The sequence below is a fragment of the Mycobacterium sp. 141 genome, from assembly GCF_000382405.1.
GTDB lineage: Bacteria > Actinomycetota > Actinomycetes > Mycobacteriales > Mycobacteriaceae > Mycobacterium.
The window spans coordinates 19,735-37,623 of the sequence record NZ_KB908256.1 but is presented as its reverse complement, the minus strand read 5'-3'; the positions used below and the strand labels follow the sequence as shown (position 1 = coordinate 37,623).

Here is a 17,889-nt window from a genome sequence, read left to right as displayed (position 1 = left end):
CGAATGTGAAGCTATCGCGAAATCTCAGTCGAGAACTCGCAGCTGCTTCACATTCGCGGAGAATCCTCGATGTCTCAGGCCTCCGGGCGCGGAACGGGAACGATGTTCACGTTCTTGCGGCCACGCTTGGAGCCGAACTCCACGGCGCCGGGGGCCAGCGCGAACAGCGTGTCGTCGCCGCCGCGACCGACGTTGACGCCGGGGTGGAAATGAGTACCCCGCTGGCGAACGAGGATCTCGCCAGCCTTGACGACCTGGCCGCCGAACCGCTTGACGCCGAGCCGCTGTGCCGCGGAGTCGCGACCGTTACGTGAGCTGGAAGCGCCCTTCTTATGTGCCATCTAGATGCCCCTTGCGCTGTATTGTCTGTTCTTCGCCTGACGGCTCATCACTTGATCCCGGTGACCTTGAGCACGGTCAGCTGCTGACGGTGCCCCTGGCGCTTGTGGTAGCCGGTCTTGTTCTTGAACTTGTGGATGCGGATCTTCGGACCCTTGGTGTGCTCCAGGACCTCGCCGGTCACGGCGACCTTGGCCAGGTCATCGGCCTTGCTCGTGACGTTGGCGCCGTCGACCACCAGGGCGACCGGCAGCGACACGGATGCGCCCGGCTCGGCGTCGAGCTTCTCAACCTTCACCACGTCACCGGCCGCAACCTTGTACTGCTTGCCACCGGTCTTGACGATTGCGTATGTCGCCATCGTGTCCTCTGCTCTGCGGGCGCGCGCGACCGGTCGGTGCGTGCGCGGGTCTTGGGTGGCGGGGGTACCCCGCCGTCACCGGCCTGCGACTGCAGACACTGGCGACAACTGGTCAAGGGTACGTGACCAGCGGGTAGAGGGTCAAACCGCCCGTACACCGCTGCTACTCGTGGGTAGGCGGGCCGGCAGGCCGGGCAGCTGCCCGACGACGCGGACGCCTGGCGACGGTGATCACCTGCGGAAGTTCGACCTCTTCGTCATCATCCCCGTCGTCATCGTCCGAGTCGTCGTCTGCCGAATCCTCGTCGGTCGAGTCATTGTCGATGACGTCGATGTCATCGTCGATGTCGACATCCTCATCATCAGAGTCCAGGTCGATCTCGTCCTCATCCGAGTCGTCATCATCCTCATCCGAGTCCTCGTCGTTCTCGTCGACGTCGTCGAGATCTTCCTCGGCGGTCTCGCGGGCCACCTGCTCGGCGGTGTCGTCGCCGGGCTCGGTAACGACGCTGTCGTCCTCGGTGGTCTCGAGGTCGTCGAGCTCTTCGTACTCCTTGGAGCTCTCGTCTTGCGCCTCGTCGTCGTGAAGGCGACCGTTGGCCGCGGCCATGGCCTTGAACATCGGGTGTTCTCCGGCCGGGTGGTCGGGCACCTTGACGACCGGCACCTCCTCAGGCTTGACACCCTTCTTGCCACGCTTGCTGCGCCGTCCACCACCACTGCTGGGCTCGGATTGGCGCCCGCCACCCGACGACGCGGAGTCGACGGGATCACCGTGCAGCACGATCCCACGGCCACCACAGTGCGGGCACGACGTGGAGAATGCTTCGACCAGCCCGGTTCCCAACCGCTTTCGGGTCAGCTGCACCAAGCCCAGCGATGTCACCTCGGAGACCTGATGACGCGTGCGGTCCCGGGCCAGCGCCTCGGTCAATCGGCGCAGCACCAGATCGCGATTGGATTCCAGCACCATGTCGATGAAGTCGATGACGACGATGCCGCCGATGTCGCGCAGCCGCAGCTGTCGGACGATCTCCTCCGCGGCTTCCAGATTGTTTCGGGTGACCGTCTGCTCCAGATTGCCGCCGGAGCCCGTGAACTTGCCGGTGTTGACATCGACGACGGTCATCGCCTCGGTGCGGTCGATGACCAGGGTGCCGCCCGAGGGCAGCCAGACTTTGCGGTCCATCGCCTTGGCCAACTGCTCGTCGATGCGGTGCACGGCGAACACGTCGGGCCCGGCCGCTCCGTCAGAACCTGCCGCCTCATACTTGGTCAACCTGCTCACCAGGTCGGGAGCCACGGTGTTCACGTAAGAGTTGATGGTGTCCCAGGCGTCGTCGCCGGACACGATGAGCCCGGAGAAGTCCTCGTTGAACAGGTCACGGATGACCTTCACCAGCACGTCGGGTTCCTCGTAGAGGGCGACGGCCGCGCCGGCCTTCTTGCCGGCGATCTCGGTGGCCTTGGCCTCGATCCCCGTCCAGCGCTCCTGCAGTCGGTTCACATCGGAGCGGATGTCGTCTTCCTTGACGCCTTCCGACGCGGTGCGGATGATCACGCCGGCATCGGAAGGGACCACCTCGCGGAGGATCTCTTTGAGGCGTTGCCGCTCGGTGTCGGGCAGCTTGCGGCTGATGCCGGTTGACGACGCCCCGGGGACGTACACCAGATACCGGCCGGCCAACGACACCTGTGTGGTGAGTCTCGCGCCCTTGTGCCCGACCGGATCCTTGCTGACCTGGACGACGACGTAATCGCCGGGCTTGAGGGCCTGCTCGATCTTGCGGTTGGCGCCACCGAGGCCGGCGGCCTCCCAGTTCACCTCACCGGCGTAAAGCACACCGTTGCGGCCACGGCCGATATCGACGAATGCCGCCTCCATCGAAGGCAGCACGTTCTGCACGATGCCCAGGTAGACGTTGCCGACCAGTGAGGCTGAGGCGGCCGAGGTCACGAAATGCTCGACCACCACACCGTCTTCGAGCACCGCGATCTGGGTGTATCGGGCGCCCTCGTGCGGCGGCTCGGTGCGCACCTTGTCACGCACGATCATGGTGCGTTCGACGGCTTCGCGACGGGCCAGGAACTCGGCCTCGCTCAGGATCGGTGGGCGGCGGCGCCCCGCGTCGCGGCCGTCGCGGCGGCGCTGGCGCTTGGCCTCCAAGCGGGTCGATCCGGATATGCCCTGGATCTCCGAGTCGTCCCCGGCAGTCTTGTCCGACCGATCGGATCGCGGCGCGCGCTCGTGCACGACAGTGTTCGGTGGATCGTCAGGCGATCCGGCGTCGTCGGAATCTCCGGAGCCGGTCTTGCGACGCCTGCGTCGGCGCCTGCGCCGGGTGCCGCCGTCGGTGCCGGTGCTGTCCTCGTCGCCGTCCTCGTCCGAGTCATCGGACTCCTCGCCCGAGTCCTGGTCACCCTCGGCCTGATCGTCATCGGTGTCGGCGTCGGTATCCGGACCGTTGTCGTCGCTCTGTTCGCCACGGCCGCGACCCCGGCCCCGACGTCCGCGGCGACGCCGACGCGCGGCAGGCCGGTCAGCCTGATCCTCGTCGGAATCGCCATCCGCTTCACTGTCGGAGGACGCATCGAAGTCGTCGTCATCATCATCGTCGACGTCGACGGGCTCGAAAACGATCGGCTGGGGTGCGACGAACAGCGGCAGGTAGTCCGCACGTTCGGTGTGCGCTTCACGAGCCGGGGGGATATTCGCGGTCTCCAGGATCAGCCGGGACTCGGGTTCGTCACCCACCACGACAGCCTCGACCTGCGCGGGTTCAGACTCCGGTTCTAGTTCAGACTCGGCTGCCGCGGGCTGCGGCTCAGGTTCCGACGGCTCGGGTTCCGGTTCGGCCGCCACGGGCTGAGATTCGGCGGGCGGTTCGGGTTCCGGCGCGACGACTGTCGGGGACATCTCGAACACCGCGACGGACTCGGTCACCGCCACCGGCTGCCCGGACTCGACCACAACGGCGTCGACCACGCTAGGTTGAACGACGGATTCAGTCGGGGCCAAAGCCGCACGGACCCGCTCGGCGTCAGCTTTGTTGACGGTCGAGTGCGCACTGCGGTGGCGTCCGTCGAACTCGGCAAGCGCATCGAGCACCCGCCGGCTCGTGGTACCGAGCACTCGGGCGAGCGAATGGACCCTCAGGCGTTCTGGGAGCCCGTCCTGCTGCGGAGTCTGGGTGGATAGGTCTTCGGTATGGGCATCTTCGGCCACGTATTCTCCTCAAGCCCCCGGGCGCGTCGTAGTGACGCGGCCACGCGAGGGCTTCCGCTATTGGCCCGGGATACTTCACCCGGACTTGTTGTGGTCTCGCTCCGGGCGGCTCAATGGTGAACCCACCCGGTGCCTGGCTGAATGATGGCTGGACGGTCGGCGCCGCACCGGATTGCGGTGGTCGCGCTCGTCGAAGTCTTCATTCGGGTATTCAGCCTCGGTTGAGGCTGGACACCCGCGACCAGTATCCCACATCACCGCGGCCATACCGACCAAGACCGCGTGCGGAGTTACTCTCCGGCAGATTCTCCGGGGAACCAGAGGGCGATCTCGCGCGCCGCCGACTCCGGCGAATCCGAGCCGTGCACCAGGTTGTCCTGGGTCACCAGGGCCAGGTCGCCACGGATCGTGCCCGGCACGGCCTTTTCCACCGGGTCGGTGCCACCGGCGAGCTGCCGGAATGCGGCCACCGCGCGGGGGCCCTCGACGATCGCGGCCACCACGGGGCCGGACGTGATGAATTCGAGCAGCGAACCGAAGAACGGCTTGTCCGCATGCTCGGCGTAGTGCTGCCGCGCCAGCTCATCGCTGACGTTCTTCAGCTCCAGGGCCGCCAGGGTCAGGCCCTTGCGTTCGATCCGGCCGATGATCTCCCCGACCAGGTGGCGCTCTACGCCGTCGGGCTTGATCAACACGAGGGTCCGCTCAGTCACGGCGCATAGCGTACCGTCCGCCGATTACGCGATCGTCGCCACTCCCGTATCAAGGCTGTAGTAGGCGGTGACGACCTTCACCGCGCCGGAATTCAGCCGGTCACGTATCACCGACGTCGCCACGATCGCGTCCTTGGACAGCTCGGCGTTCGCCCGCACAGTGTTGTCCAGAAGATCGCCCTGCCGCTGCTCAGCGACGGTGATGGCCGGCGTGATCGCCGCGGCCAACGCGTTCATGTCTTCTTCCGGCGCCTTGTGGTCCTGAACCGTCTTGAGCGTGGCCGACACCGCACCGCAGTCCTGATGGCCCATGACGACCACCAGAGGTGCGCCCAGATGCGCCACGCCGTACTCGATGCTGTCCAGCAACGAGGCGTCGACGACGTTGCCGGCGACGCGCGCGACGAACAGGTCACCCAGGCCCTGGTCGAAGATCACCTCCGGCGGCAGCCGGGAGTCCGAGCAGCTCAGCACCACCGCAAACGGCTGCTGAGACTTCGACAACGAGAGCCGACTGGCCGGATCCTGGTTCGGGTTGCGCATCTGGGCGTCGACGAACCTGCGGTTACCGTCGCGCAATTGCTGCAGCGCGACGTCGGGGCTGGTGATCACCGGCCGCGGGGTCTCGGTGACGAACACCTCCCCGGGCGGAACGGTCACCGTGCCGGCGCTCCCCTCCGACGCGGGCTTACCGCAGGCTGCCAGTGCTGTCGCCGCACCGACGCCCGCGAGTCCGAACCAGCGGCGCCGCGAAAATGTAAGGTCCACCGCACCACTCTCGTCGCCGACGTCAATAATTGACAATCCTCGGCGGCCGGTGTCGTCATCTTTTTTCCGGCGAATCCTGCTGACCGGGCAGCAGGCCCCTGGCCTGTCGCCGTTTGACCTCGCCGCGCAGGTACAGGATCAACAGCCAGACCAGCAGGAACACGATGCCCATGAAGCCGATTCCAGCATGGATCACCACCCCGGCGATCAGCACGAACTGCAGTGCCAGGTTCATCCAGATCGCCCACGGCCGGCCCTGCAGGCCCGACATCAGGATGAGAACCACCGCCAGGCCCACCAGGTAGCCGCCCGACCACACGGTCAGCCCGTTGCCGCCGTTCGCGACGACGGGAAGGGCCAACAGGACCACGATGGCTTCGAGGATCAGGGTTCCGGCCATGACGCCGCGGAAGCTCTTCCACGGATCAGGTGGCGTGCTCACTGTGGGTCCTTCCCGAACAAGCTGCGTGCAGCGCCGGCGGTTACCACCGAACCGGTGATCACCATGCCTGCCCCGGACAGTCCCTCGCCCTCGGCGCCGGCGTCCTCCACCAGGGCGGTGGCGGTTTCGATGGCGTCGGGCAGCGTGGCCGCGGTGATTACGCGGTCCTGACCGAAGCGTTCCTCGGCCAACTGGGTCAGCGACTCGACGTCGAGAGCCCGGGGGGAGCCGTTGTGGGTCACCACAATCTGATCGAACACCGGTTCCAGCGCAGTCAGGATGCCGTCGACGTCCTTGTCGGCCAGCACCGACACCACACCCACCAGGTAGCGGAAGTCGAACTCTTCCCGCAAGGCTTCGGCCAAGGCTGCCGCTCCGGCGGGGTTGTGGGCGGCGTCGATGAAAACAGTTGGCGCACTGCGCATCCGCTCCAGCCGACCCGGGCTGCGCACCGCCGCGAAACCAGCTCGCACCGCATCGACGTCAAGTTGGCGGTCTGCACCGGCACCGAAGAACGCCTCCACCGCCGCCAGCGCGACCGCCGCGTTATGCGCCTGGTGTTCACCGTGCAGCGGCAAGAAGATGTCCGGGTACACCCCGCCAAGCCCCTGCAGTTCCAGCATCTGGCCGCCGATCGCAACCTGGCGTCCTAGCACCGCGAACTCGGAGTTCTCCCGGGCCACAGCGGCGTCGGCGCGCACGGTCTCGGCCAGCAGCACCTCCATCGCCTCGGGTGGCTGCTGGGCAATGACTGCCACGGTGGACATGTCCATCTCCAAGGGAACCAGGTCGTCGGGCTGGCGGGTGATGATCCCGGCCTTCTCCCCCGCGATCGCGACGATCGTGTCACCGAGGTAGTCGGTGTGGTCGATCCCGATCGGGGTGATCACCGCAACCGGCGCATTGACGACGTTGGTGGCATCCCACCGCCCGCCCATGCCGGTCTCGACAACCGCGACGTCGATGGGGGCGTCGGCGAACGCCACGAAAGCCATCGCCGTCAGCACCTCGAACTTACTCATCCTCGGCCCGCCCGCCGCCTCGGACTGCCGATCGACAAGCTCGACGAATGGCTCGATCTCGCGGTAGGTCTCGACATACCTTGCCGGCGAAATCGGTTTGCCATCAATGGAAATCCGCTCCACCGCCGACTGCAGGTGCGGGCTCGTGGTGCGCCCGGTGCGCCGGTGCAGCGCGGTCAGCAGGGTGTCGATGATCCGGCACACCGAGGTTTTGCCATTGGTGCCGGCAACGTGGATGGACGGGTACGCCCGTTGCGGTGAACCCAGCAGCTCCAGCAGCGCGACGATCCGAGTGGTGCTGGGTTCCAGTTTGGTCTCCGGCCAGCGCTGGTCGAGCAGGTGCTCAACCTGAAGCAACGCGGCAATCTCGTCCGGCGAAGGAATCGGGTCAGCCACCGGCTCGCTCATGCCAGACCGGCCAGGCGCGCGGTGATGCGTTCGACCTCCTCGGTGGCCACCTGCCGGCGACCACGGATCTTGTCGACCACCTCGGCGGGCGCCTTGGCGAGGAACGCGTCATTGCCGAGTTTGGCGGTGGTGGTGGTCATCTCCTTCTGGGCGGCGGTCAGATCCTTTTCCAGCCGCCGGCGTTCGGCGGCGACGTCGACGGTGCCCGACGTGTCCACCTCGACCACGACGGTGGTCTGCGACAACCGCACCTCGACGGCGGCCGACGGGGTGAACCCGTCACCGGCCTCGGTCAGCCACGCCAGCGAGGTGATGGCAGGCAGCTGCTCGGAGAGGCCCGCCGCGGCGGTATCGGACAACCGGGCCGGAACCTTCTGCCGGTCGGCCAGCCCCTGATCGCTGCGGAACCGCCGCACCTCGGTGATGAGCTTTTGCATATCGGTAATGCGCTGTGTCGCAACAGGGTCCGGGACAAAACCAGACGGCTCCGGCCAGCCCGCGATCACCGCCGACTCGCCGCCGGTGAGGGTCTTCCACAGCGTCTCGGTGACGAACGGCATCACCGGGTGCAGCAGCTTGAGCAGCGTGTCGAGGACCGCTGCGAGCACCGCCGTGGTGTGCGGCAAACCACCGAACAGCTGCACCTTGGCCAGTTCCACGTACCAGTCGCAGAATTCGTCCCACGCGAAGTGGTACAGCGCTTCGCAGGCCCGGCTGAACTGATACGAGTCGAGCGCTTCGTCGACCTCGGCCCGCACCTCTTCCAACCGGCCCAGAATCCAGCGGTCGGCGTCGGTCAGCTCGGCCGCCGGCGGCAGCGGCGCGGGCGCGGCGCCGTTCATCAACGCGAACCGGGTGGCGTTGAACAGCTTGGTGGCGAAGTTACGTGAGGCCCGGGCGTGGTCCTCGCCGATGGACAGGTCACCGCCGGGGCTCGCGCCGCGGGCCAGGGTGAACCGCAAGGCGTCGGCGCCGAACTTCTCCACCCAGTCGAGGGGATCGATGCCGTTGCCCCGCGACTTGCTCATCTTGCGGCCGAATTCGTCGCGAATCAGGCCGTGCAGGAACACGTTTTCGAACGGCACCTGACGGGCCCGCTTGCCCTCGAGCGTGATCGCCGGGTCGTCGCCGACGAACGTGCCGAACATCATCATGCGGGCCACCCAGAAGAACAAAATGTCGTAGCCGGTGACCAGCACGCTGGTGGGATAGAACTTGGCCAGCTCGGCGGTGTGGTCGGGCCAACCCATGGTGGAGAACGGCCACAGCGCCGACGAGAACCAGGTGTCGAGCACGTCGGGGTCCTGCTCCCAGCCCTCCGGCGGGGTCTCGTCGGGTCCGACGCACACGGTCTCGCCGTTCGGGCCGTGCCAGATCGGGATGCGGTGGCCCCACCACAGCTGCCGGGAGATACACCAGTCGTGCATGTCGTCGACCCAGGAGAACCACCGCGGCTCCAGGCTCGGCGGGTGGATCACGGTGTCGCCGCCGCGCACCGCGTCGCCGGCGGCCTTGGCCAGGCTCTCCACCTTGACCCACCACTGCAGCGAGAGCCGCGGTTCGATGGGCTCGCCGCTGCGCTCCGAATGCCCGACGCTGTGCAGGTAGGGCCGCTTCTCGGCGACGATCCGGCCCTGCTCGGCCAACGCCTCGCGCACCTTGACGCGTGCCTCGAACCGGTCCATCCCATCGAATTGTGTTCCGGTGTCGGCGATTCGGCCCTTGGTGTCCATGATGGTCGGCATCGGCAGCTGGTGGCGCAAGCCGATCTCGAAGTCGTTGGGGTCGTGTGCCGGGGTGACTTTGACTGCGCCCGTGCCGAATTCGGGATCGACATGGGTGTCGGCCACAATGATGATGCGAGCATCGGTGAAAGGGTGCGGCAATGTGGTGCCGACCAGGTGGCGGTACCGCTCGTCGTTGGGGTGCACGGCAATCGCGGTGTCGCCCAGCATGGTTTCGACGCGGGTGGTGGCCACCACGATGTGGGGCTCGTCGTCATTCATCGATCCGTACCGGAACGACACGAGCTCGCCCTCGACGTCCTCGTACTTGACCTCGAGATCGCTGATCGCGGTCTGGAGCACCGGCGACCAGTTGACGAGACGCTCGGCCTGGTAGATCAGCCCAGCGTCGAACAGGCGCTTGAAGATCGTGCGGACCGCGCGGGACAGGCCGTCGTCCATGGTGAACCGGTCGCGACTCCAGTCAACGCCGTCGCCGATGCGGCGCATCTGTGCACCGATGGTGCCGCCGGACTCCCGCTTCCAGTCCCACACCTTCTCGACGAACTGTTCGCGGCCGAAGTCTTCCTTGGTCTTGCCGTCGGTGGCGAGCTGCTTCTCGACCAGGGTCTGGGTGGCGATGCCGGCGTGGTCCATGCCGGGCAGCCACAGCACTTCGTAGCCCTGCATCCGCTTCCGCCGGGTGAGCACGTCCATCAAGGTGTGGTCCAGGGCGTGGCCCATGTGCAGGCTGCCGGTCACGTTCGGCGGCGGCAGCACGATCGAGTAGGCAGGCTTGTCACTCGTGGCGTCGGCGGTGAAGTAACCGGCGTCCACCCAGCCCTGGTACAGCTCGGCTTCTACCGCACCCGGCTCCCAGGACTTGGGGAGGGCGTCGGCGCGATTGTCAGGGGTGGAGGTCACCGCGCCATTCTAGGAAGGAGTGGCCCGGATACGCGAAAGCCCCCGACGCCGGTGCATTCGCTGGCGACGGGGGCTTGCGCGGAAACGATCGCCGCGGCTACTTCTTCCCGCCCAGCAGACCGCCGAGGATCTCGCCGATGGCGTTGCCCTGGCCGCCGCCACCACCGCCGAGGACACTACCGAGGATGCTGCCCAGCGGATTGTTCGCGGCGCCGCCACCGCCCGCGCCGGCCCCGCCCAGGATGCTGCCGAGGATGTCGCCGAGCCCGCCGCCGGATGCCTGGGCAGCAGGCTCGGCAGGCGCGTTCTTCTGCGCGAACTGCTTGCCGATGTAGGCCAGCACGATCGGGGCCAGGATCGGCAGCAGCTTCTTGATGAGGTCTCCACCGCCGGCGCCGGTACCGGCAAGGGCCGAGGCCACCTGCCCACTGTCGTTGCCACCGAAGATGTGAGCGACCATCTGGTCGCCCTCCTTCTGGTTCACGTCGTCTACCTTCACGCCGCCGTCGAGCAGACCGCTCGCGGCCTGCGCGGTGACCGCAGATTCCAGGTTGCTCGAGTCGATGTTGTCGGACTGCACGTTCTGCTGCACACCGCCGAGGAGCGTGGGAACCAACGTCTTGATGGCGTTGTTCACCTCACCTTCATCGGCGCCCAGCTTGCTCGCAATCTCCGCTACAGGAATCTGTGCGAAGAGGTCGTCGAGATCGGCCATATTGTTCCCACTTTCGTTGCTGGCGTTGATGAAGTGCTCTTCGACGACACTAGTCGAATTGATCTTGTTACACAGGTGTTCCGCTTGACCCGGACGATTCGGCTCGGGGCAGTGCGGTGGTCTCCAACTGCACGTCGGCGGCGGGGAATCGGGCCAGCAACGCGTCACCCATCGCTGCCGCTGGAGTCAGCACGCCACGCAGGTCGGACAGCCTGTCACGGTCCAACGCCAAGGCCAGCCCGCACTCTCCGAGCAGCACCGAGGTCGCCTGGTATCCGGGGTCGCCCTGCTGGGCCATCGTCGCCACGTAGCGCGCACCCGAGGTGGTCCTGGTGTAGGTCTCGACGCGGTAGTGCCCGTGCATGCGGGTTTGTTCGCTGGGACCGGTGCCGGGTTTGGGCACCAGCCGTTCGACAAGCGCGGCGGGCAACCGGTCGAAGTACCGGCCGCCCAAACCCATGGCCGCCGCGTTGGACCCGGTGATCGCCGCGGCTGCCACCGGGGCGATGAGTGATCGGCCCAGGCTCATCTGCTCGGCGTAGGCGAAGCGGTGTCCATACGCATGGTCCAGTAGAGCGTTGGTGCGGCGCACGATTCGGGTGTTCGGCCCCGCCATCGCGAACGCACCCGTCCAGTAGCCCGCCAGCTCCGGTGCGATCTCGCCACCCCGGCGCCACCGCACGTCGGGCTGGGCACCGAGTTCCGGTTCGGCGCCGCGATCCGGGCTCAGCGTGTACGGATCGTTCATCAGTCGGCGGGCCTGAGGATCCCGCGAGGACGTACGCATGATCTCCACAAACGAGGCCACCGTGCCGCCCGAAACGCCTCCGGAGATCGTACGTACCACCAGATCGGTGTCGCCGAGTTCACCCGCGTCGTCGTCCGCGGCCCTCCGATACAGCGCATAGACGGTGAGATCGGATGGGACGGAGTCGAATCCGCACGAATGCACGATGCGCGCGCCGGTCTCGACGGCCTGCTTGTGGTAATGATCGATGCTGTCGCGGACGAACATGGTCTCGCCGGTCAGGTCGGCGTAGTCGGTTCCGGCCGCGGCGCATGCGGCCACCAACGGCAGACCGTATTTCGTGTAGGGCCCGACGGTCGTCACCACCACCTGGGTGCGGGCGGCCATCGTGGCCAGGGTCGACGGTGCCGATGCGTCAGCCGTCAACAACGGCCAATCCCGGGCCCCCGCACCGAGGGTGTCGCGGACCGCCCGCAGCCGGTCCTCCGATCGGCCCGCGAGGGCGATACGCGCCGCTCCGCCGGCTCGGGCCAGGTATTCGGCGGTGAGCTTGCCGGCAAACCCGGTCGCCCCGTACAGCACCAGGTCGAACTCACGCTGCGTCACCACCTTGACGCTACCCGAGCAGATCAGGTAGCTGAATGTCTTCACCGCGCAGATGCTGGCCGAGGAACGCCGTCACCACCTGGTACCAAATCTTGGCGTGTTGCGGCGCCAACACCCAGTGGTTCTCCGTCGGGTAATAGAGGAAGCGATGCGAGCTCTGACCGTTCTCGTCGGCGGGCAGCCCAGAGGCGGACAGCAGCTCGTACCAGAGCCGCAGGGCTTCGCCGATGGGCACGCGATAGTCCTTGTCCCCGTGGATGACAAGCATCGGCGTGTGAATCTGGCCGACATACCGGTGCGGTGAATTGCGTTGTGTCATTTCGGGTGTCATCTCGCGCGCCCACCAGAACGCGCTATCGGTGGTCGGCCCGAACTGGTCGAGCGCCCATAGGCTGGCGTGGGTGACGATCGCGTCGAACCGGTCGGTCTGCCCTGCGATCCAATTGGCCATGTAGCCGCCGAACGAACCACCCATGGCGGCGGTCCGGGAATCGTCGATCCGCGGATGCTCGCACGCCGCGTCGACGGCGGCCATCAGGTCGGTGTACGGCTCGGCGCCCCATGCGCCCCAACCCCGTTGGATGAACTGCTGACCGTAGCCCGTGGACAGCCCCGGATCGGGCATCAGCACCGCGTAACCGTGCGCGGTGAGCAGCCACGGATTCCACCGCCAGTGCCACATGTTCCAGCTGCCCAGCGGCCCCCCGTGGATCCACAGCACCAATTCGGCCGGCTCGTCACCCTCCGGCAGCGTCAGCCATGATCGCACGGGTGTCCCGTCGTCGGCAGTGGCGACCAGTTCGGTGAGTGTGCCGGGAAGTTCGGGAAGCGCCATGCACGGCAACTCCGTGACGGTGCCGTCGGGATCGAGCCGCACCGAGTGCGGCGGCACGGCATAGGAGCTGCGCAGTGCGTAGATGACTCCGCCCGGCGCCGGGCACACGTCGGTGTAGGCGTAATCGTCGTCGGTGAGCTTGGCAACCGCACCGCTGTTCGGGTCCACGGTGAAGATCGGCCGACGCCCTTGCTCGTCGGCGGTCACGATCAACGCCGACGAGTCCGCTGTCCAGGCGACCGTGGCCGGCCAGCGATCCCAGTTCGTGGTGAGTTCCGCGGGTTCTTCACCGAAGCGCACGCAGCACAGCGTGATCCGCGGCGCTTCGGTAGGTGTCGAATGGGTTTCCCTGGTGAATGCCACCGCACTGCCGTCGGGCGCGATGGCAGGGTGTTCCAGTTCGGCGTCGGGTTCCTCGGCGATCGTGGTGGGCGTCCCGCCGCCTCGGTCGATGCGGACCAGTGCGGACCGGTTGGCCACCCCGGGCCCGGGCACGTGCCAGGAGGTGACGAGGAACTCACCGTCGGAGCTGAGGTCGAAGGTGGTCTCGCGCAACGCCTCCCCGGGATGGGTCGTGAGATCGGTTGGCCCGTCGGTATCCAGCAGGTGCGGTTGGTCGGGACCGAGGTCGTGGTCCCAGTACCGGACCGGATATCCGGTGTGCAGCACGGCCGACACCGCGGTGTCCTTGCGCAGCTCCCGCAACGCCTTGTCCTCGGCGACGCTTTCGGCCGAGGCCAGCAGCGCAGCGGTCACGACGGTGACCTCCGCAGCCCGCGCGCTGACCACACCGCTGACCCCACCGGGCATGCTGAACATCTCGACGGCCTCACCACCGGCAGCAGGCAAGCGCCACAATGCCGCAGGCGCCTTGTCGTCCTCGTTGCTCGCCTGCGCCGGACGCGCCGCCAGGAACAACAGATCACCCGCACCGGTGAATGTCGGCGCGGACTCCCCTTTCGCACCGTGGGTCAGCCGCCGTGCGGACTGTTGCCCATTGACATCCAATTCCCAAACCGCAGTGACGAATTCAGTGCGCTTGTCATTCAGCACGCTGACCGTGGTAACCAGGCGCGAACCATCCGGCGACACGGCAAGGCCCGACACTCGGGGCAGCGCAAGGTAATCGTCGAGATCGTGAAACGGGGTCATGCTCACCCACCGTAGCCGCGTGACGGCCGACCACCCGGGTAACCGGGCGGTGACATCGGCACGAAGCTGCTGGATGCTGCAATTGGTCTCAACGCCCGTTTGGCTAGATTCGAGCCATGGCACAGTCCATCCTCGTCGTCGGTGCCGGCATCACCGGCTTGGCCACCGCAGTCGCGTTGCAACGTCAGGGATTCCAGGTGAGGGTGCTCGAAGCCCGTGCCGATACGTCGGCGGGGACGGGTATCAGCATCTGGCCCAACGCCTTGGCGGCGCTCGACGAGCTCGGCCTCGGCGACGCGGTCCGGGCCGCGGGCGGACGCGTGACGGCCGGCGCGGCGCGCTGGCACGACGGCACGTGGCTGCGACGCCCTGAACCCGAACGGTTCATCCGCGCGCTCGGCGAGCCGCTGGTCGTCATCAGGCGAGCCGAGCTCACCGACATCCTGACAGGACCGCTGGTCCCTGCCACGGTCGAATACGGCGTCGGTGTGCGCGGGCTCGCGGTCACCGGTGACGGTGTGCGCGTCACCCTGTCAGACGGATCCGCGCGCGATGCCGCGGCCGTGGTCGGCGCCGACGGTGTCGATTCGGTGGTGGCACGCCATCTGAACGGACCGCTCGCCCGACGCTATGTCGGCTATACCGCGTGGCGTGGCGTGGCCAGACATCGGATCGACCCCGACATGGCCGGCGAGACACTGGCCGCCGGGGTGGAGGTGGGTCATGTGCCGATGGGCGCCGAGCACACCTACTGGTTCGCCACCGAGCGGGCGCCAGAAGGCGCCACGAGCTCCGGCGGGGAGCTGGCATATCTGCAGCGCACGTTCGCGTCGTGGGCCGAGCCGATCCCGACCCTGCTGGCCGCGACGGATCCCGCCGACGTGCTGCGCAACGATTTATACGACCGCGACTCGGCCAGGCGCTGGGCCCGCGGTCCTGTGGTGGTGGCCGGAGATGCCGCGCATCCGATGCGCCCACATCTGGGTCAGGGCGGCTGTCAGGGCCTTGAGGACGCGGCGATCCTAGGCGGTCTGGCGGCCCGGGCGCCCGATCTGGCGACTGCCTTCGCGCGGTTCACGACGCTGCGACGCCGCCGTGTAGAGATGATCGTGCGCGAATCGCGGCTGATCGGCCGCGTCGTGAATCTGCGGCCCGCCGTCCTCGGCGCGGCCGCCACGCGAGCCAGCGCGCTGGTGCCGGAGTCCGTACTCACCCGACATCTGGCGACCATCGCGGCGCACTCAGCGTTCACCGCCGCGCCCTGACGGCTCAGCGCGGCGCGCCAAGGGAGGCCAGCGGGTTCAGCAGGGTCGAGCAGAGCCTACGCAGGTCGAGGATCCCCAGCACCGCGCCGGGACGAACAGCCGCGCAGCCCGTCGTGGCCACCGGCGCGGGCGCACTCCAGCCGACGGGAGCGCCGCCCTGCGCGCCGCACTTGGGCCAGGCTCCCAGACCCTGCGTGGCCAGGACGTTTTCGGCAACCCGGATCTGCTCCTCCCGGGACGCGGTGGCCGGTGAACCCACGCCGCCGTGCGCGGCCCAGGTGGCCGGTTTGAACTGCAGTCCCCCGTAGGCACCGTTACCGGTGTCGGTGGACCAGTTGCCGCCCGATTCACACGCGGCAATGGCGTCCCAGTTGACGGTGTCGGCGGCCGCGGTCGCTGTCGACGCCGCCAGCGGGGCGAGCATCAGCCCCACGGTGCCGGCAGTGACCCACAAAACCCTGGTCAATGCGCTACGGATGGTGCTCATCGTGGTCCTTCCCCGACCCTCGACTCCAGGACCCACACCAACAAGGTCACGATCTTGCATCTGTGCGGTCACTGTTTGCATCGTGTGACCAAATTCACGCGTTACAGGGGAGGCTGAAGATTTTTTTGAGGCTGGAGCAACCCAAGGGCCTGCTGAGCAAAAAGGAGCGGTGCCGGACGAACCCCGGCACCGCTCCTGTGAAAGCGTCTGGCTTGCGCCTGATCAGCCGCGACGGCCGCACACCGGCCACGCGCCGATGCCCTGCGAGTGCAGCACGTTCTCGGCGACCCGGATCTGCTCCGAGCGCGACGCGTTGTGAGGCGAGCCGGCGCCACCGTTGGCGCGCCACGTGCCCAGCGTGAACTGCAGGCCGCCGTAGTACCCGTTGCCGGTGTTGGTCGACCAGTTGCCACCCGACTCGCAGGCTGCCACGGCGTCCCAGTTGACACTGTCCGCATTGGCGGTGCCGGTGGCCAGCGCCATGGGGGCCACAGCGAGGGCTCCGGCGATAGCGGCCATGCCGAACGTCTTGCGGATGTTCTTCACTTCGATCCTTTCGCCAAGCGCGCGCCACCCGCGCCCGCTCATGCGGGCGCGGCGGCCTGTGACAGGCCGGAGGGGTTGGTTCGTACCGTCTCGGTCAGGCACGAAAGGGGGGGCCGAAACGCCCGGCCGGCATGACACCTGGCCTCCGCATGGGCGTTCTCGCCGCCGCGGCCCCGCTCACACGCAGGTTCTTGGTTTTGGAATTGTTTGCTCCGTTGTGGAGCCGATAGGGACCGTACAAAGGTCTCGAAGAGAAGTCATATCGATCTAGAACCGATCGCGGAAAGATAACGGTCAGATCACGAGACGATGAGAGAATCGTTTATGCAGGTCAACTCTGCATTTATCGTCGATCTACCGTCAACCGTCCTACCAGGACAAAGTGAGGTATATCACCGCGATTCTGTGACCTGAACCACCCGAAAAGCCCGTGGATATCGACCAGATCGCCCGTCAGTGGGCATAAAACGACTGGTCATCGCCATGGAGGAGTGCTACACACTAGTTTGGCGGGCAAATTTGTTCGCTGGCGACGCGGCAGCACCGCCATCGCGGTGGTTACGAATAATGTTGTCACACAACAGATACCATGCCATCCGCTGCTCAACCCCACTAAGTCAGTTCCAGCAACGGTGCGTTAATACCTTACTGTACAACTACTTTCATCGATCATGTCGACGATGAACCGGCGCCCACGCGCATGCCCGGTTCTCGGATTCGCATAGATGCCGTGGTCAATACCACTTTTCACAACTTGCCCACCGATACGCACTGATCGCCGTGAAACAGATATGATCACGTTGATCAGCGAAAGGCCAACGGCTACAGCATATTTGGGCTGAAGTGGGGATGAGCATCGGCCTCTACCTCAGTCATCATGTGAAATACCCGCCCATCACATATGGACGAATAATTTCCAAATAATATCGAAACGGTAAATTCAGCCCGCTGACGCTACAAATTTCTAATTTGCTGATAGGTCTGCGAGCGTGTTGACGTTGGTCAGCGCGCGTTGTTCGGCCAGCACCACCCGCTGGGTGTCGACCGATTCGGCCAGGGCCCGCATACTCCGCTCACCCGCGGCCACCAGTTCGGCGATGCGGGTGGTCAGCGCGCTGCGGTAGATACCGGCGAGGTAGTGGTCGCGGCCGTCCCAGGGCAACACGATGTCGGCGTGCAGCCGCACAGCTGGCCCGACCAGCTCATCGATGAGGTCAGCAGACATGTATGGCATATCCACCGCACAGACGAAGGCCAGTTCCCGACCGGCATCGGCCGCCGCACGCAAGCCACGACCGGTAGCGACCAACGGGCCCACGCCCCGGATCTCGTCGCGTAACACCTGCGCGGACAACGCGGGTAGCGGTTGGCCGGGCGCCGCGATGACGAACACCGGCGAACACCGCGCGCTCACCGCGGCGACCACTCGCTCTACGAGCGTCGAACCCTCGAACGGGAGTGTGGCCTTGTCGCGCCCCATACGGCGGGACGCTCCACCCGCAAGGACGACGGCAGCCAGCGGCACGGGTGATGTCACGCCTGTGACGTTAGCGCACGCGCACGTGAGGAGCGGGAAGACTGCGCGCACGCGAGGAACAGAAGTCACGC

The 17,889-nt window shown here is 66.7% G+C and carries 14 protein-coding genes and 1 pseudogene; 1 reads left to right on the top strand and 14 read right to left on the bottom strand.

The window, feature by feature from the left end; translation table 11 throughout:
* Positions 1 to 74 precede the first annotated feature (74 nt).
* The 11 genes from rpmA to H276_RS0102875 form a co-directional block, all read right to left on the bottom strand.
* Positions 75 to 341 carry a 50S ribosomal protein L27 gene (gene rpmA / locus H276_RS0102925; RefSeq protein WP_018599244.1) on the bottom strand — a complete coding sequence of 89 codons (267 nt, stop codon included), beginning with the start codon at positions 339 to 341 and terminating at the stop codon, positions 75 to 77.
* 47 nt (positions 342 to 388) lie between these two features.
* On the bottom strand, positions 389 to 700 hold the full coding sequence (gene rplU / locus H276_RS0102920; protein WP_003879728.1) for a 50S ribosomal protein L21: 312 nt from the start codon (positions 698 to 700) through the stop codon (positions 389 to 391).
* Positions 701 to 863: 163 nt separating this feature from the next.
* On the bottom strand, positions 864 to 3,926 hold the full coding sequence (locus H276_RS0102915; protein WP_026356528.1) for an Rne/Rng family ribonuclease: 3,063 nt from the start codon (positions 3,924 to 3,926) through the stop codon (positions 864 to 866).
* A 290-nt stretch (positions 3,927 to 4,216) separates the two neighbouring features.
* On the bottom strand, positions 4,217 to 4,639 hold the full coding sequence (gene ndk / locus H276_RS0102910; RefSeq protein WP_019969806.1) for a nucleoside-diphosphate kinase: 423 nt from the start codon (positions 4,637 to 4,639) through the stop codon (positions 4,217 to 4,219).
* Positions 4,640 to 4,663: 24 nt separating this feature from the next.
* The gene (locus H276_RS0102905) at positions 4,664 to 5,407 is read right to left on the bottom strand and encodes a carbonic anhydrase (protein WP_019969805.1); all 744 of its coding nucleotides are present in this window, start codon (positions 5,405 to 5,407) and stop codon (positions 4,664 to 4,666) included.
* 55 nt (positions 5,408 to 5,462) lie between these two features.
* Positions 5,463 to 5,807: a DUF4233 domain-containing protein gene (locus H276_RS22485; protein ID WP_019969804.1), complete on the bottom strand. Its 345-nt coding sequence runs from the start codon at positions 5,805 to 5,807 to the stop codon at positions 5,463 to 5,465.
* A gap of 38 nt (positions 5,808 to 5,845) precedes the next feature.
* Positions 5,846 to 7,279, bottom strand: a complete 1,434-nt coding sequence (locus H276_RS0102895; RefSeq protein WP_019969803.1) for a folylpolyglutamate synthase/dihydrofolate synthase family protein — start codon at positions 7,277 to 7,279, stop codon at positions 5,846 to 5,848.
* On the bottom strand, positions 7,276 to 9,927 hold the full coding sequence (locus H276_RS0102890; RefSeq protein ID WP_019969802.1) for a valine--tRNA ligase: 2,652 nt from the start codon (positions 9,925 to 9,927) through the stop codon (positions 7,276 to 7,278). The genes H276_RS0102895 and H276_RS0102890 overlap by 4 nt, the downstream gene beginning before the upstream one ends.
* Before the next feature lie 97 nt (positions 9,928 to 10,024).
* Positions 10,025 to 10,642: a DUF937 domain-containing protein gene (locus tag H276_RS0102885; RefSeq protein WP_019969801.1), complete on the bottom strand. Its 618-nt coding sequence runs from the start codon at positions 10,640 to 10,642 to the stop codon at positions 10,025 to 10,027.
* Positions 10,643 to 10,709: 67 nt separating this feature from the next.
* Complete coding sequence (locus H276_RS0102880) at positions 10,710 to 11,996, bottom strand: trans-acting enoyl reductase family protein (protein WP_051111378.1); 1,287 nt, start codon at positions 11,994 to 11,996, stop codon at positions 10,710 to 10,712.
* Between the two features lie 10 nt (positions 11,997 to 12,006).
* On the bottom strand, positions 12,007 to 13,983 hold the full coding sequence (locus H276_RS0102875) for a S9 family peptidase (RefSeq protein WP_019969799.1): 1,977 nt from the start codon (positions 13,981 to 13,983) through the stop codon (positions 12,007 to 12,009).
* 116 nt (positions 13,984 to 14,099) lie between these two features.
* On the opposite strand from H276_RS0102875, the gene H276_RS0102870 reads away from it, so the two are divergent.
* The gene (locus H276_RS0102870) at positions 14,100 to 15,248 is read left to right on the top strand and encodes an FAD-dependent oxidoreductase (protein ID WP_019969798.1); all 1,149 of its coding nucleotides are present in this window, start codon (positions 14,100 to 14,102) and stop codon (positions 15,246 to 15,248) included.
* Positions 15,249 to 15,252: 4 nt separating this feature from the next.
* Here H276_RS0102870 and H276_RS0102865 read toward each other — a convergent pair whose 3' ends face one another.
* The 3 genes and pseudogenes from H276_RS0102865 to mobA all read right to left on the bottom strand — a co-directional run bounded on the left by H276_RS0102865 (position 15,253) and on the right by mobA (position 17,818).
* On the bottom strand, positions 15,253 to 15,735 hold the full coding sequence (locus tag H276_RS0102865; RefSeq protein WP_026356525.1) for a transglycosylase family protein: 483 nt from the start codon (positions 15,733 to 15,735) through the stop codon (positions 15,253 to 15,255).
* Positions 15,736 to 15,957: 222 nt separating this feature from the next.
* Positions 15,958 to 16,208, bottom strand: a pseudogene (locus tag H276_RS0102860) (transglycosylase family protein); the annotation flags it as partial.
* A 1,037-nt stretch (positions 16,209 to 17,245) separates the two neighbouring features.
* On the bottom strand, positions 17,246 to 17,818 hold the full coding sequence (mobA, locus tag H276_RS0102855; RefSeq protein ID WP_026356524.1) for a molybdenum cofactor guanylyltransferase: 573 nt from the start codon (positions 17,816 to 17,818) through the stop codon (positions 17,246 to 17,248).
* Between the last annotated feature and the right edge of the window lie 71 nt (positions 17,819 to 17,889).